The 12,748-nt window shown below is 58.7% G+C and carries 13 protein-coding genes; 2 read left to right on the plus strand and 11 right to left on the minus strand.

What is annotated here, in order from left to right; translation table 11 throughout:
* Nucleotides 1-4: 4 nt before the first annotated feature.
* Nucleotides 5-388, plus strand: coding sequence for a glycine cleavage system protein GcvH (gcvH, locus tag EQV90_RS00375; RefSeq protein WP_003438354.1), 384 nt, complete (start codon nucleotides 5-7; stop codon nucleotides 386-388).
* Nucleotides 389-483: 95 nt separating this feature from the next.
* Here the strand turns inward: gcvH and EQV90_RS00380 are convergent, their stop codons facing one another.
* The 6 genes from EQV90_RS00380 to EQV90_RS00405 form a co-directional block, all read right to left on the minus strand.
* Nucleotides 484-1,626 carry a DegT/DnrJ/EryC1/StrS aminotransferase family protein gene (locus EQV90_RS00380; protein WP_060781842.1) on the minus strand — a complete coding sequence of 381 codons (1,143 nt, stop codon included), beginning with the start codon at nucleotides 1,624-1,626 and terminating at the stop codon, nucleotides 484-486.
* Between the two features lie 189 nt (nucleotides 1,627-1,815).
* Entirely contained in the window at nucleotides 1,816-2,130 is a 315-nt protein-coding gene (locus tag EQV90_RS00385) for a DUF2388 domain-containing protein (RefSeq protein ID WP_003438359.1), read from the minus strand.
* 66 nt (nucleotides 2,131-2,196) lie between these two features.
* Nucleotides 2,197-2,646, minus strand: coding sequence for an NfeD family protein (locus EQV90_RS00390; protein WP_003438361.1), 450 nt, complete (start codon nucleotides 2,644-2,646; stop codon nucleotides 2,197-2,199).
* A 3-nt stretch (nucleotides 2,647-2,649) separates the two neighbouring features.
* Nucleotides 2,650-3,570 (minus strand): SPFH domain-containing protein, encoded by a 921-nt coding sequence (locus tag EQV90_RS00395; RefSeq protein ID WP_003438363.1) that lies wholly within the window; start codon nucleotides 3,568-3,570, stop codon nucleotides 2,650-2,652.
* Between the two features lie 128 nt (nucleotides 3,571-3,698).
* Nucleotides 3,699-5,462: a GspE/PulE family protein gene (locus EQV90_RS00400; RefSeq protein ID WP_240877615.1), complete on the minus strand. Its 1,764-nt coding sequence runs from the start codon at nucleotides 5,460-5,462 to the stop codon at nucleotides 3,699-3,701.
* Between the two features lie 111 nt (nucleotides 5,463-5,573).
* Entirely contained in the window at nucleotides 5,574-5,930 is a 357-nt protein-coding gene (locus EQV90_RS00405; protein ID WP_003438368.1) for a hypothetical protein, read from the minus strand.
* A 127-nt stretch (nucleotides 5,931-6,057) separates the two neighbouring features.
* Between EQV90_RS00405 and EQV90_RS00410 the strand changes: the two genes are divergently transcribed.
* Nucleotides 6,058-6,522 (plus strand): Lrp/AsnC family transcriptional regulator, encoded by a 465-nt coding sequence (locus EQV90_RS00410; RefSeq protein WP_003438371.1) that lies wholly within the window; start codon nucleotides 6,058-6,060, stop codon nucleotides 6,520-6,522.
* Between the two features lie 151 nt (nucleotides 6,523-6,673).
* Here EQV90_RS00410 and EQV90_RS00415 read toward each other — a convergent pair whose 3' ends face one another.
* The 5 genes from EQV90_RS00415 to EQV90_RS00435 form a co-directional block, all read right to left on the minus strand.
* Nucleotides 6,674-7,606 carry a hypothetical protein gene (locus tag EQV90_RS00415; protein WP_010656864.1) on the minus strand — a complete coding sequence of 311 codons (933 nt, stop codon included), beginning with the start codon at nucleotides 7,604-7,606 and terminating at the stop codon, nucleotides 6,674-6,676.
* Between the two features lie 250 nt (nucleotides 7,607-7,856).
* Nucleotides 7,857-8,333: a glycine zipper domain-containing protein gene (locus EQV90_RS00420; RefSeq protein WP_240877616.1), complete on the minus strand. Its 477-nt coding sequence runs from the start codon at nucleotides 8,331-8,333 to the stop codon at nucleotides 7,857-7,859.
* Nucleotides 8,334-8,585: 252 nt separating this feature from the next.
* Nucleotides 8,586-10,934 carry an FdhF/YdeP family oxidoreductase gene (locus EQV90_RS00425; RefSeq protein ID WP_240877617.1) on the minus strand — a complete coding sequence of 783 codons (2,349 nt, stop codon included), beginning with the start codon at nucleotides 10,932-10,934 and terminating at the stop codon, nucleotides 8,586-8,588.
* Nucleotides 10,931-11,764 carry a formate dehydrogenase accessory sulfurtransferase FdhD gene (gene fdhD, locus EQV90_RS00430; RefSeq protein WP_003438382.1) on the minus strand — a complete coding sequence of 278 codons (834 nt, stop codon included), beginning with the start codon at nucleotides 11,762-11,764 and terminating at the stop codon, nucleotides 10,931-10,933. Before fdhD ends, EQV90_RS00425 begins: the two co-directional genes overlap by 4 nt.
* Nucleotides 11,765-11,857: 93 nt before the next feature.
* Nucleotides 11,858-12,745 carry a LysR family transcriptional regulator gene (locus EQV90_RS00435; RefSeq protein ID WP_003438386.1) on the minus strand — a complete coding sequence of 296 codons (888 nt, stop codon included), beginning with the start codon at nucleotides 12,743-12,745 and terminating at the stop codon, nucleotides 11,858-11,860.
* Nucleotides 12,746-12,748 lie beyond the last annotated feature (3 nt).

Here is a 12,748-nt window from a genome sequence, read left to right on the forward strand (position 1 = left end):
GAATATGAGCGATATCCCTGCTGACCTGCGCTTTGCTGAAAGTCATGAGTGGGCCCGTCTGGAAGCTGATGGTACGGTTACTGTCGGCATCAGCGATCACGCTCAGGAAGCCTTGGGGGATGTGGTGTTTGTTGAGCTGGCCGAAGTCGGCAAAGTGTTTGCCGCCGGTGATACTGCGGGAGTCGTGGAGTCGGTAAAAGCTGCTTCGGATATCTACTCGCCGGTGTCGGGCGAAGTCATTGCCGTTAACGAAGCACTGGCCGATAGCCCTGAGTCGCTGAACAGCGAACCCTACGCCAGCTGGATCTTCAAGCTCAAGCCAAGCAACACCGCGGAACTGGAAAAGCTGCTGGATGCTGCCGGTTACAAAGCCGCAATCGGCGAGTAACCCCGGCCTGTTCCTGTGGGAGCGTCCTTGCTCGCGATCTTTCAGAAGATCAAAAGAGCGCAAGGCAAGCTCGCTCCTGCAGTTGTTCTAAATACTCAAGCGTCTTTCAACACCGCTTTAACCGCCGCTACAGAGCGTTCCACATCGGCCTTGGTCATGGCGGTAAACATCGGTAGCGACACGATCAGCCGGCCCACGCGCTCGGCAATCGGCAACATCCCCTCCTTGAAGCCTTGCGCACGATACAAACTCAGCAAATGAATCGGCGGGTAGTGATAGCCGACGCCGACGCCCAGTGCCTGCATGTCTTTCATGAAGCTGGCACGGGCAGGTTCGCCATCTTTGCGCTCCGCCAGCACCAGCTGGAACAAATGCCAGTTGGTATTGTTGAAGTCAGCCACCGGCAGTTGCGCGCCGTATTCGGCTTCAAAGTCAGGGCCAAAACATTCGAAGTAATGTTTTGCCAATTGCCGGCGGTGGGCGGTAATGGCTTCGATATGGGCAAACTGGCCCAGGCCAATAGCCGCTGCAATATCGGTCATGTTGAACTTGCCACCAAGCACGTCGACATCCAGACCGTCGAAACCGGTACGAGTAACCCCTTGCAGGCGATATTTCTCGGCCAGCCGCGCTTCTTCTTCATTGTTCAGCACCAGACACCCGCCTTCGGACGAGGTGATGTTTTTGTTGGCCTGAAAACTGAAAGAAACGAAATCGCCGCGTGCGCCGATGCGTTGCCCGTTCCAGCTGGAGCCCAGAGCCTGGGCGGCATCTTCGACAACGCGCAGGTTGTATTTTTTGGCCAGCGCGTACAACGCGTCCATGTCCACCGGCAAGCCCGACAAATACACCGGAATGATGGCCTTGGTACGCGGGGTGATGGCGGCCTCGACCTGGGCCAGGTCGATATTGCGCGTAACCGGGTCGATATCGGCGAACACCGGTGTGGCGCCCACTTCGAGGATCACATTGGCCGTGGCGACCCATGAAATAGAAGTGGTGATCACTTCATCACCGGCACCGATACCCGCGATGCGCAGAGCGATTTCCATGGTGCAGGTGCCGGAGTTGAAGGTACGCACCGGGCGACCGCCAAAGTACTCGGACAGCTGTGCTTCGAAAGCCTGAACCTTGGGCCCGCTGGTGATCCAGCCTGAGCGCAGCACGTCGCCAACCGCAGCAATGGTGGCTTCATCAATGGTGGGTTTGGAAAACGGCAGGAAAGGCAGTGAGCTCATGGAAGCAATACGTCCGATGTGAGTTTGGGTGGGCAAAGCATACCCATAGCATGGCTCACATCGGGTGAAATTTCTGTCTAGGGGCTGAATGACCAGTCCTGAGCTGCTGGCCCGGGTGCCTGGTCTTCAGGGCCGCCAGGGGCAGCGGCCCAGCAATTCCATGGCAACCAGCGCCAGTGGCTAGAGGCGTTACTCGACAGTCGCGTTTTTCGCCAGGATGGCGTTGGCCAGATCCATGTCACTGACTTTCAGTTGCGGGTTATCGGCACGCACTTGCTGCATGGCGGATTCCAGATAAGGGCCGCGGATCGAACCGTTGCTGGCAACAAAGCTCCCGGCGTCATCCTGGGCGGCGATTACTTTGCGGTCTTTTTTGAAGGTCAGGTAGGTGGAGCCGGTGGTCGCGCCGGAAGACAGCACATTGCGCCAAAAAGTGTCGGCCATTGCAGAACCAACAGGAAGGGATAGCAGGGCGATCGCGGCGACAGCATATTTGAGACGCATGACAGTGACTCCGAATAGGTTAATTACCAACTTTGATTCTAGTTAACGGCCGGGAGTTCCGTAACCTCATGCAGTAACTTCTACGCTTAGCACCGTCCCGTTCTGGGCTGTTACCCGAACCCGGGTGCCGACGTCAGCATCGGGCCCTGTCACCATCCATACCCCGTCACCGACCTTGATTTTACCCCTTCCCCCGACTATCGCCTGTTGAACGACAAAGGTGCGACCGATCAGCTCGTGTCCCCGGCGATTCAGGTCCGGTTGATCGCTACTGGCGATAGCGCCACGCTGGCGTTTCCACCAGTACAGCGCGGTGAGAATCGCCAGTACGCCAAACAGAGGGAACTGCAGGGTCCAGGCCAGGCCCGGTATCAGGAAGGTCACGGCCCCGACGATGATCGCGGCAATGCCTGCCCAAAGCAGATAACCACCGGCGCCGAACACTTCCAGAATCAGCAGCACCGTACCCAGTGCCAGCCAGTCCCAGTAGTTCAGGTTTTGCAGGAACTCCCACATGCCTCAGACCTTTTTGTTATCGAAGGTGGCTTTAACGATTTCGCCGATACCGCCCACCGCGCCGATGACCTGGCTGGCCTCCAGCGGCATGAGGATGACCTTGCTGTTATTGGCAGAGGCCAGCTTGCCCAGGGCATCGATGTATTTTTGCGCGACGAAGTAGTTGATCGCCTGCACGTTGCCATTGGCAATGGCTTCGGACACTACCTGGGTCGCCCGGGCTTCGGCTTCGGCCTGGCGCTCCCGGGCTTCGGACTCGAGAAAAGCCGCCTGGCGGCCGCCTTCAGCTTCGAGGATCTGCGCCTGCTTTTTACCTTCGGCGGTTAAAATTGCCGAGGCCCGCAGGCCTTCAGCCTCAAGGATTTGCGCACGCTTGATGCGTTCGGCTTTCATCTGGCCGGACATGGCGGCCATCAGGTCTGCAGGCGGGCTGATGTCCTTGATCTCGATACGGGTGATCTTGATCCCCCATGGCGCCGTGGCTTCATCAACAGTGCGCAGCAGTTTTTCATTGATGCCGTCCCGCTGGCTGAGCATGGCATCCAGCTCCATGGAGCCGAGCACCGTGCGGATGTTGGTTTGCAGCAGGTTACGGATGGCATGCTCGAGGTTATTGACCTCATATGCCGCCTGGGCCGTGTTGACCACCTGGAAGAAACACACGGCATCGATTTGTACGGTGGCGTTGTCGGCAGTAATGACTTCCTGGGGCGGGATATCCAGCACGCTTTCCATCACGTTGATCTTGCGTCCGATGCGATCCATGACCGGAATGATGATATTCAGGCCCGGTTTCAGGGTGTTGGTGTAGCGGCCGAAGCGTTCTACTGTCCACTGATAACCTTGGGGCACGACCTTGAACCCCATGAAAAGCACGGCGATAGCCAAGGCGACAAATAACAGGACCACTGTACCCACTTGCATGACAATTCCTTGTTCGAGGTGTAAGGGGAAAGAACCGACCTGGTTGTATGCACTCAACGGCCAAGGCTCGTGAGCTCACTCCTGCATGTAAACGGTGCAACTGTTTAGATTTTAGTCAAAACGAATCATCACGCAGGTGTAACGCGCAAAGCTTCCTCCAGCGTGGTCATGCCTGTGGCCACTTTATGGGCTGCCGCCAGTCGCAAGGGCTGCATGCCTGCGGCGCACGCTGCGCGATGTACGGCGTTCAAGTCGGTCCGGGAATCGATCAGGGTTCTGAGGCTGTCATTCATCAGCATTATTTCGTAGATACCGGCCCGGCCACGGTAGCCCGTATCCCGGCACACAGCACAGCCCGTCGCCCTGCAGGTACGCTCCGGTGCTGGTCCCGGCCATTGTTTGACGAAACTCTGCCAGTCGTCCGGCGTCAATGGCTCCTCGTTTTTACATTCGGGACACAAGGTTTTCACCAGTCGTTGTGCCATGACCCCCAGCAGCGTGGCCTTGATCAAATAAGGCGCGACGCCCAGTTCCTGCAGGCGACTGATGGCGCTGGGAGCATCGTTGGTGTGCAGGGTCGACAGCACCAGATGGCCGGTCAGGGCGGCCTGAATCGCGACTTCGGCAGTTTCCAGATCGCGTATCTCGCCGAGCATGATGATGTCCGGATCCTGGCGCATCAGGGCGCGTACGCCACTGGCGAAAGTCAGGTCGATGCCGGGTTGCACCTGCATTTGATTGAACGCCGGCTCAATCATTTCGATGGGGTCTTCAAGGGTGCACAGGTTGATCTGTTCTGTGGCCAGCTGTTTGAGGGTTGCGTAGAGGGTGCTGGTTTTACCCGAACCGGTGGGGCCGGTGAGTAAAATAATGCCGTGGGGCTGGCGGGTCATGTGCTGCCAGCGTTGCAGGTCTTGCGGGGTAAAACCGAGCTGGTCGAAACTCTTGAGCAGCACCTGCGGGTCAAAAATACGCATCACCATTTTTTCGCCAAAGGCGGTGGGCAAGGTGGCGAGCCGCAGTTCAACCTGTGCCCCGGCCGGGGTTCTGATTTTGATCCGGCCATCCTGGGGTTTGCGCTTTTCGGCGACATTCATCCGGCCCAGGCTCTTGAGGCGGCTGACAACGGCCGTCGTCACCTGTGTCGGAAATTGGTAAACGTTATGCAGCACGCCATCAATGCGAAAGCGTACGCCGCCCTGCTCACTACGCGGCTCGATGTGGATGTCACTGGCGCGTTGCTCGAAGGCGTACTGAAACAGCCAGTCGACGATATTCACAATATGCGCGTCGTTGGCATCGGGCGTCTGGCCGCCGCCGAGGGTGAGTAGTTGTTCGAGGTTGGCCTGCTTGCTGGTTTTATGATCATTTAGCGTGGCGCCGTTGACCGATCTGGCCAGCTGAAAAAATTCCACATTCAGGCGCTGGATATCCAGAGGGTTGGCAACCACACGCTTGATGGGCCGTTTGAGCACTTGCTTGAGATCCGCTTCCCAGCGGCTGACCCCGGGTTGAGCGCTGGCGATGGTAATGGACTGTTGATCTGCCGCCACCGCGAGGATTTCATGCCGTTGGGCAAATGCCAGGGACATCAGTCCGGTAACCGTCACGACATCAATTTTCAGTGGATCTATGCGCATGTAAGGCTGCTGGCATTGCTCCGCCAGCCAGGCGGTGAGGGTCTCAAGGTCGAGGGCCTTGCCGGGGCGACCGGGGTCGATGAGCTGCAGGCTGGCCAGCAACACCAGCGGGTGCACGGCGTTGTGACGAGGCTCGCGGCCGGCGTTCAATGCCTGCTCTGCGCCACCTTTGTGCAGGCGGCCCTGGGCGAGGAGTACGGTGACCAGGTCGTTGAGATCCAGCCAGTGGTCATGGGCGGGGGCGAAGTGCATACAAGCTCCTTGGGCTTTAAAGCATCGGCCCGACATATCCCTGTCCGGGCCGTGAAGTCCAAAGCCTAGTTGCTGGCCCATCACCCAGGCCTGGCCAATGGTTGCGAGCTATTACCCGGCAACGCGCTGGTGGTTCATGGCGCCACCCTTGAAATCAGCGTCCCGGGATTTGGCCGGTAGCAATTGCACTTCGAAGACACTGACCAGGTTGCGCAGTTTTTCGCCAATCACCTGAGCCCGGTGCCAGCTTTGCTCATCACTCAGAATTTCAATGCTTAACCTGTCGTTGTCGCGCTCTACGTTGACCGATCGGGGAGTCAGTTGCTGCAAGGCAAACAGATTCAGTACGCGGCACAGCACATCGGCCTCTGCCTCGGCCTGAATATAAAAGTGCACCGGACATGGGGCGGCGTTGCTGGCCCAGACGTCGGGGCGGACTGAGTGGCTGACGGCTTGCAGAGGGGGCATGCTAAAACTCCTGATTAGGCTGGAGAAATATTTACACGCCAGGGCGGGAATTTTTTATCTAAGATGCAGGGGTTAAACGAAATTAAGACTGGATCAAGTCTTAAATACGTCATAAAGAGGTATTTCTATGCGAATCGAGCTGGATGCTTATGACCGGCGCATTCTCGCGCTGCTGCAAGAGGACGCCTCGCTGTCCAGTGCGCAAATCGCGGAGCAGGTAGGGTTGTCGCAATCGCCTTGCTGGAGGCGGATTCAGCGGATGAAAGACGAAGGGATTATCCGCGGCCAGGTGACCCTGCTCGATCGTAAGAAAATCGGCCTCAATACGCAGATTTTTGCCGAGATCAAACTCAACGCCCACGGTCGTTCCAACTTCACCGAGTTTACCGATGCCATTCGCGGCTTTCCTGAGGTCCTGGAGTGTTACGTGCTGATGGGCGCGGTGGATTTTCTACTGCGTATCGTCACCGCTGACATTGAAGCCTATGAACGGTTTTTCTTCGAAAAGCTGTCGATGGTGCCCGGCATTCAAGAGGTGAACTCGATTGTTGCCTTGTCCGAGATCAAATCCACCACTTGCTTGCCGGTATAAAAAACGGCCTTCACAAGGAAGGCCGTTGTCAGGTTGATCCGCTGAATCAGTGAACAAATAGCGCAATCAGGATGATGATCGGGATGGGAATGCCGAGAAATAGCAGCAGAAGTGAGCGCATTTTATTCTCCAGTAAGCAAAAGGTCCGGGGTTAAACAAGGGGTGTGGTGGTAGTGGTCAGATACGTCACTGCATCGCGGCGACGGCCGCCAAAGGTGGCGCACAGGCTGGCGAAGAACGCACCGAGCAACAGGCTGATAAACATCCACAGGGTGGTCCAGGCCGCTACTTTGGCAGCCGTGTCTGCTGCTTCCTTGGCTTTTACTTTGGCGTCTGCAACTGCTTGATGGGCCTTGGCATAGACCTGGTCAACCCGTTGTTCGGCTTCAGGTTGGCTGAGGTTGGTACGCTGGGCGACAATTTGTGCCAGGTAAGTACGGTCCTCTGCACTCAGTTGGCCGTCGTTGCCCAGACTGCGGACAAAGATGCGGGTCACCACACCATGGGCCGCGTCTTCGCTGACGGCGGTGCCACGATCATCGCGAAACAGCGTGTCGATGAAATAGTCCGAGCTATTGCCCGAACCGTGGCTGGCGTTGCTGCCTGCAGCGCTGCCGGCGGCACTGCTCATGGCGGTGGCGGCGCCCGAGGCAACGCTGGCTCCGGCCTGAACGCCGCTGCCAATCACGCTGCTGACCGAGCTGGCGATTAACATGGCGGTAACCAGCGTGGCTACTGCCCAGGCCAAAAAGCCGTGGGCTGTATCGCGAAAGTACACCTCATCGCCATGCATGTTGGCCCATTTGACCCGCAGCCGGCCTGCCAGATAGCCGCCCATACCTGAGGCGATGATCTGCGTCACAGCCAGCCATATGATGGCAGTAATGCCCAGACCTTTTGCTCCCACTCCCTCATTCGCCCAGGGTGAAACCGCCGAGAAGCCCAGGCCGGCACCCAGCATGATGAGTAGCAAGGAGAGTGCGGCAGCTGCTGCTGCGCCGGCAAAAATGGCGGCCCAGGAAACACCTGAGTGGCCAGAAGAGTCTTGCAGGGCAGCGGGATAGTGCTCAGTTGTCCCGATCATTGTTGTTGTGCTCCAGAATGGAAGGAAGTGCAGCGTTCATTCAAGAGATTGCAGGGGATATGCCAATTAAATATTTGGCAGCAGTTTCATATTTTTCAATTAGTTAGAAGTTTTAACGAAATGGACGGTCATGCAGGTTGCATGATTGGGGGTAAACAGGCGGGCGTAATGCATTGAAACAATTTTGCGGGAGAGGGCTGAACCGAAACGAAAAACGGGAGCCTTGCGGCTCCCGTTCTCAAGCGGTCGATCAATGATGACGATGCTTGTTTTTCTTGCGATGGCCATAGGCATGGCCGCGACCACGGTTGTCGTCACGGTAGTAACGGCGGTTATCGCGGCTGTTGTAGCGGCGATCATCGGCGTCGCTTTTATTGCCCATGTAGTTACCCAGCGCGCCACCGGCGCCGCCGCCAGCCGCTGCACCGACCAGGCCGCCAGTGCTGCCGCCGACACTGCGGCCCAGTACGTTGCCGCCAGCTGCGCCGAGGGCGCCGCCAATGGCCGCTTCGCCACGGCTGCGTTTGTCGGCGCCTACGGCACTACCCGCTGCGCCGCCGACGCCAGCACCAATCGCTGATCCGGTCGAGCCGCCGAGTTGTTGACCGACTACGGCACCGAGTACCCCGCCTAATGCGCCGCCTACACCGGCTTCGGTGGTGCCACCGGCCGCGGCTACGCCACTGACCAGGCCAAGGGACAACAAGAGAATCGAGGTGAGCTTCATAAGTGAGCCTCAAAGGGATGACGACGCGATCCTGAGGCTGCCGGGGAGTGGTGACAATCGAATTCCGACCAGTAACACGAGTTGTACACAATTATATAACTTGTTGTTTTTTATCGGGAACTTAATGGGTTTTCGAGGGTCTTTTAATTAGTTGGCATAGGCCGTTTTCACAGGAAACGGCCTTTTTTGTGCCTGGAATTCCTCAGCCGCTCTGCAGGGGCGAGCAATCCAGCTTTGCAGATTCCGTACGGGTTAACCCGTCCTGGCCATGATCAGCTTCGACGGGCTCGCTGCTTCAAGGCATATGGCCACGAACTTGGAAGTCGGCGTATGGCTGCCATCCCCCGTGCTTTCAAGCGGCACCAGCGGATTGACCTCGGGGTAGTAGGCGGCAGCCTGACCTGCGGGTATATCGAAAGCCAGCAGCGTGAAGTTTTTGACCCGGCGCTCACGGTCGTCGTTCCAGATCGACACGATGTCGACTTTCTGCCCCGGCTTGAAGCCCAGGCGGATGATGTCGGCTTCGTTGACGAACAGAACGTCACGCTGACCTTTAACCCCGCGATAGCGGTCATCCAGACCATAAATGGTGGTGTTGTACTGATCGTGGGAGCGCATTGATTGCAGGATCAGGTCAGGCAGTTTCCCGGTCGCACGGGTGCGGGCATCCACCAGATCCTGGGGCAGCACGTTAGGCCGGAAGTTGGCGCGCCGGGTTGGGGTATTCCACTGCCGCGCCCCGGCAGAGTTGCCAAGGTAGAAGCCGCCCGGGTGCTGAATCCGGGTGTTGAAATCTTTGAAGCCGGGGATGGTGTCGGCAATCAGCTCCCGAATGCGTCTGTAGTCGGCCACCACCCAGTTCCAGTCAACCGGATGGGTGCCCAGGGTGGCGGCAGCGATACCGGCAATGATCGAAGGTTCCGAGCGCATCTGATTCGACAATGGCTGCAACTGGCCATTGGAGTCGTGGACCATGCTGAATGAGTCTTCCACTGTGACCGCCTGGGGGCCTTCAGCCTGGATGTCGATATCGGTACGGCCCAGGCACGGCAAAATCAGCGCTTGCTTGCCGTGCATCAGATGGCTGCGGTTGAGCTTGGTGCTGATCTGCACCGTCAGGTCGCAATTGCGCAGCGCCTCGGCGGTGCGCGGGCTGTCCGGGGTGGCCTGGGCAAAGTTGCCGCCCAGCCCGATAAACACCTTGGCGCGTCCTTCGAGCATGGCGTGAATGGCTTCGACCACGTTGTGGCCATTGTCACGGGGTACCTTGAACTTGAAGCGACGCTCCAGGGAGTCAAGGAAAGCCACCGGCGGGCGCTCGTTGATGCCCATGGTGCGGTCGCCCTGCACGTTACTGTGGCCACGTACCGGACACAGCCCGGCACCCGGGCGACCGATATTGCCGCGCAGCAACATCAGGTTGGCGATTTCCTGGATCGTCTGCACCGAATGCCGGTGCTGAGTGATACCCATTGCCCAGCACATGATTACGTTTTTGCCCTTGAGGTACATGCGCGCAGCACGTTCGACGTCGACCAGGGTCAGGCCCGATTGCTCGACGATGTGATCCCACGAGGTGGCATCCAGGCTGGCGATGTAGTCGAGCACGCCATCGGTATGTTCATTCAGAAAAGCGTGATCAAACACGGCAGGCTGGTCGGCCGCCTGGGCATCGCGCTCCCATTGCAGCAGAAACTTGGCCATACCGCGCAACAGCGCCATATCACCGCCCAGTGCAGGGCGCAGGTAGGCGGTGTTGGTTGGCCGGTCGCCGTTGGTGAGCATTTCCAGTGGATGCTGCGGATGTTGAAAACGCTCCAGACCGCGCTCCTTGAGCGGGTTGACACAGACCACCTGGGCACCGCGTTTAACCGCTTCACGCAATGGCTCGAGCATGCGCGGGTGGTTGGTGCCCGGATTCTGCCCGAGCACGAATATAGCGTCTGCGTGCTCGAAGTCGTCGAACGTCACTGTACCTTTGCCCACCCCGATACTTTGCGCCAGGGCTACGCCGCTGGCCTCGTGGCACATGTTCGAGCAGTCCGGGAAGTTGTTGGTGCCGAACGCGCGCACGAACAGTTGATACAAATACGCCGCTTCATTGCTGGCCCGGCCCGAGGTGTAGAACTCGGCCTGATTGGGGCTGGAGAGATTCAGCAAGTGCCTGGCGATCAATGCGAACGCAGCGTCCCAGCTGATGGGCGTGTAGTGGTCGGTCTCAGCGTTGTAAGCCATCGGCTCGGTCAGACGACCCTGGTATTCCAGCCAGTAATCGCTCTGCTCGAGCAAGGCCGTTACGCTGTGTTTGGCGAAGAACGGGGCATCCACCCGGCGCTTGGTGGCTTCCCAGTTCACCGCCTTGGCGCCGTTCTCGCAGAACTTGACCAGGCCGCTTTCCGGCGAGTCGCCCCATGCACAACCCGGACAGTCGAAACCGCCGTTCTGGTTGGTCTTGAGCATCATGCGCAGGTTTTTCAGCGCGTTGTCGCTGGTCAGCCAGGCCTGCGCCACACTGATCAGCGCGCCCCAGCCACCTGCCGGGCCTTTGTAGGGCTTGTAGCGTGGGGTAGGGGTCTGGTCGGCTTGATGATGAGTGCTCACGCTTGACTCTCCTGCGCCGGGCTGTACACCCGTGGTGCGCTTTTTTGTGGCAGATGAATGAGGTTGAGGTTGTGGCGTCGGGCCCATTGCAGCGCCAGGCCGGTAGGCGAGGACAGGCTGATCAGGGTCTGGATACCGGCGCGCAACACTTTTTGAATCAGTTCAAGGCTGCAACGGCTGGTAACTATTGCCGCACCGCCGCTGAAGTCGATGTTCTGGCGTACCAGTGCGCCGATCAATTTGTCGAGGGCGTTGTGTCGGCCGATGTCCTCGCGACCCATCAGCAACTCACCCCGCGCGTCCATATAAACAGCTGCGTGGACCGCACCGCAGTGTTGGCCCAGCGGCTGGAATTCACTGATGCGCTGGCGCAAACCCTCAAGCCATTGGGCGGGCGGCAAGGGCGCCCCTGCAAGTACGTTGAGCTCGGGCAGGGCTTGTTCCACCGCTTCCACCCCACACAGCCCGCAGCCGCTGGTGCCCGCCAGTTGCCGGCGCTGCTGCTTGAGATTCCAGAACGCCCGACTGGCGATTTCGACCTGTGCGTATTGGGCCGGGCCTGCGCCGGTGAGCTTGAGGTCGTAGATTTCGCTGGCGTCTTTAATGATTCCGCTGCCCAGGCTGAAGCCGACGATGAAGTCTTCAAGGTCAGTGGGCGTGACCAGCATCACTGCCTGGCTGATGCCGTTATAGGCGATGGCCAGGGCAACTTCTTCGGCCAGTGCGGTTTCAGCGCCGCTGCTGTGGTCCAGCGTGACGTAGTGGTAGTTCTGGCTGGCAGCGGGAGTCACAGAGGCGGGTGCCGCGCACTGGGGGCGCTTGGCGTTCATAGGGCAGTACCGACATTTGGGTCAGTACAAGCCTAGGCGCGACACAGTGTCACGTCTAATCGCTAGTCCTTATCTATTGATAGATGGCGTCGATCAAGAAGGCTTGGCTGATTGTTGGTACATCCCGAAGCAGGCCTCGGCCAGCGCCGAACGGGGGGCGGCCCGGCGCATGATCAGGCCAAGACGGGACAAGGTATTGGCGTCCTGAATCGGGTGCAGGCGCAGGTTGTCGGTCAGAGCTTCAAGCCCGCCCTCCAGCGGCATTACCGCGCAACAAAAACCGCCGTGTACGGCCTGCAACAGTTGATGAACGGCATCGGTTTGCAGGATGGGCCGGGGCGTGAGGCCACGACTATGGAAGTTGTGATCGATGGACTGGCGAAAGTGCATACCGCTGCTCAGCAGGCCAAGGGGCAATTCAATCAGTGCCTCCCAGCTCAGGGGTTGCTCGCCGAAGTTGAAGTGCCGCTGGTCGTAAAGCAGCCCCATGCGTGTTTCCCCGAGGGCCTGAAAATCAAAGCGCTCCTGATCCAGGCGGTCCAGATAGGACACGCCCACGTCCAGCCGGTTACTGGCCAGCTGTTCAAGGATTTGCTCGGAGCTCAGGGCTGACAGCTCAAAACGCAGTTCGGGGTGCTCCTGATGCAGGCGCTGTAATAAAGGCAGCGGATCAAAACTTGAGAGCGGCACCACCCCCAGACGCAACGTCCCAATCAAATTGCCGCGACATGCAGCGGCCTCTGCCTGCAAGCCGTCGTAGGCGGCCAGAACAGTTCTGGCCCAGGCCAGCACCCGCTCGCCGGGAGCGGTAAAACTCTCGAAACGCTGGCCGCGGTTGACCAGTTGCAGGTCGAGTTCTTGCTCAAGGCTGCGCAGGCGCATGGACAGGGTGGGCTGGGTGATATGGCAGCGGGCGGCGGCCTGGCCGAAGTGCCGGGTTTCGTCCAGGGCTATGAGGAATTTCAGCTGTTTAATGTCCATCGT

The sequence above is a fragment of the Pseudomonas sp. TMW22089 genome (genome assembly GCF_022496645.1).
GTDB classification, from domain to species: Bacteria; Pseudomonadota; Gammaproteobacteria; order Pseudomonadales; family Pseudomonadaceae; genus Aquipseudomonas; species Aquipseudomonas paraversuta.